Genomic DNA, 2,256 nt, shown 5'->3' on the forward strand with positions numbered 1-2,256 from the left:
CAGCCACGTCCTGAGCGGTCGTGTTCCAGGCGGGATTCGGGACCCCCGGGCCGGGCGGGCCGGCACCGTCCACCCACGCGGCGGCGTCCACACCCCCAGCCACGTCCTGAGCGGTCGTGTTCCAGGCGGGATTCGGGACCCCCGGGCCGGGCGGGCCGGGGTCGGCGGCCGGGGTCTGTGTGAGGGAAACCAGTGTGTTCTTCCACGTCTCGAGAACCTGGAAGTCGTCAGGGGTAATGCAGGTCATGAGGAATGCGGCGAGTTGGGGGACGGATGCGCCGGCACTGTTGACGCTGTGGCGTTGGGCTGTGAGGTAGACCGCATGGGTGAGGGTGTCCTGGTTCGCGGTTGCGGGGCCGCCCGAGCCCCAGGCGGCCCAGGACTGTGCGGCGTTCCAGTCACTCTTGCCGATGGCGTCAAGACAGGCCAGGTCCTGATCCCGGCCCGCAGGGATCTGCGGGCCGCCTCCGGCAGCGAACGGGTTGTACAGGAACTCCCAGTAGTGGTCCGCAGTCGTAACGCCGAAGGTGAGCAGCGTTCCCGCGTACTCCTCGTCGGTGGATTCCGGCACATTCCACCGGGCAGCTACCCGGAGCACCGCCCCACGAAGCAATGGCTCGTCCACGTTCAGGCCTGTAAGCCGTCCCGCAAGAGCAGCGGCATCGGCCCACCTCCCCTCAGACGCCTGGGTGAGAGCGTCGGTGATGTCCACCCCCTGCCCCCGCGCACCCGCACCCGTCCCCGGCGCGCCCCGAAACCCACCCGCGGAGTACTCACTCATCCGTCCCACTCCCACTCACTCACAGCCGCACCGGACAACCTGCCCCGCCACCACCATCACACCACCCGCCCCACCCACAAAAACCCGGAAACACCCACCAAGTCATGCCAGAACGCCCACAACTCGGACCTCACGGCCGCCCCATCACGCACCAAAGGGAACCACCCCATGCCCCGCAACCCACCAGAACAGCCGACCGAGGGCCGGTACCAGTGAACCTCTTCAGCGGCCACTCCAGAGGGTGAACGGCTCTGTGGAGTTGATCCGTCTCTGATCTGCGGTCGCGCTCGGCCTCCGTGGATCAGGCCGTCACCCGATCGTGGCCGTTCTGAAGAAGCTCAGTGAACGGGTCTGGCCCGTAGTCGGTGGTGACGCCGGGTGTGTGTCAGGGCAGGAGGGTGCGGTGGCGGAGGAGGTCGAATCCGGCGCGTCCGTGCTTTTGCCGCATGATCCTCTTGGTGCGGGTGTTGACGCCTTCGGTGCGCCCGTTGTGGTAGGGCAAGGTGAGGCCGGCGTTCACGGCGAGCCGGTCGATTTCGAGGCCATTGGTGAAGCTGCGCAGGTGGGGCAGGGCGACAGCGCGGGCGGCTGTGATCCACTCGGTGAGTTTCACGTCGTTGCCCTCAGCCGGTTTCAGCAGGGCTGCGAAGCCGCGTATGAGATCGGCGAGTGCGGTCATCTCCGAGCAGGCCGGCGGCGATCTTCTCCAATAGGACCGTTTCCTTCGGGCGCAGGCTCTCGGGGTCCGTGAGTAGAGCTCGTAACACGATCATGATCGTGTTACGAGCTCTTAGGCGGCGACTGGGCTAGGTTCCTTTCCTCTCGAATTGATCGCATCAATTCATACAGGTGAGCGACGGTCCCTGCTTTCTCAAAGGACCGCCTCCTCCTACGCTGCCCGGCCTGCCAGCCAAGCCTTGGCTGGTGACACGGTGGCCGTGGCATGGGGCTTCGCCGTGGATCGGGGTGACTCCCTTCGTGTGGACACTCTGAGAATGGATCTTGTAAATGCGAGGAGGGGTGTCCTGGTGGGACGGAAGTCTCCATATCCGATGGGGTTCAGGAACGAGGCGGTGGCTCTGTTTCACCCGACGGGCAGGATGCGGACGTATGCCGCGGTTACGGCGGACGTCTGGGATGACGGGCGAGACGCTGCGAAGCTGGGTGCGGCAGGCCGACGAGCAGGCCGGCCGCGCGTGCGGCCGCCGCGTACCGGAGCACGGTGTTGAGGTCCCGGCCCAGGTGTCGGGCGATCGCGCGGCGTGAGTGGCCTCGGGCGAGCATCTCGTGGACCAGGGCATGTGCGGCCTTCTTGCGCTCGGCCCGCCGGCCGACGGGCTCCGCGTCGTTCGCCGGCCGACCGGTAGCCGGTCGGGTGTCAGGGCCTTGTCCCCAAAAGGTGGACACCTGTTCGTGTCGTTATGCGGCAAGTGTCAGAGTAGCTGACTGCTGTTCGTAGACGTTCGGTGCCTGTT

At 66.5% G+C, this 2,256-nt stretch carries 1 protein-coding gene and 1 pseudogene; both read right to left on the bottom strand.

Annotation, left to right across the window (positions count from 1 at the left end; all coding sequences use genetic code 11):
* Positions 1-712 (bottom strand): hypothetical protein (locus tag AB0E14_RS39615; protein ID WP_362430416.1); only part of this gene is annotated, 712 nt, incomplete at its 3' end.
* A gap of 454 nt (positions 713-1,166) precedes the next feature.
* Positions 1,167-1,542, bottom strand: a pseudogene (locus tag AB0E14_RS39620) (transposase); the annotation flags it as partial.
* Positions 1,543-2,256 lie beyond the last annotated feature (714 nt).

Origin of the sequence: Streptomyces sp. NPDC047981 (assembly GCF_040653315.1) — a bacterium.
Taxonomy (GTDB): domain Bacteria; phylum Actinomycetota; class Actinomycetes; order Streptomycetales; family Streptomycetaceae; genus Streptomyces.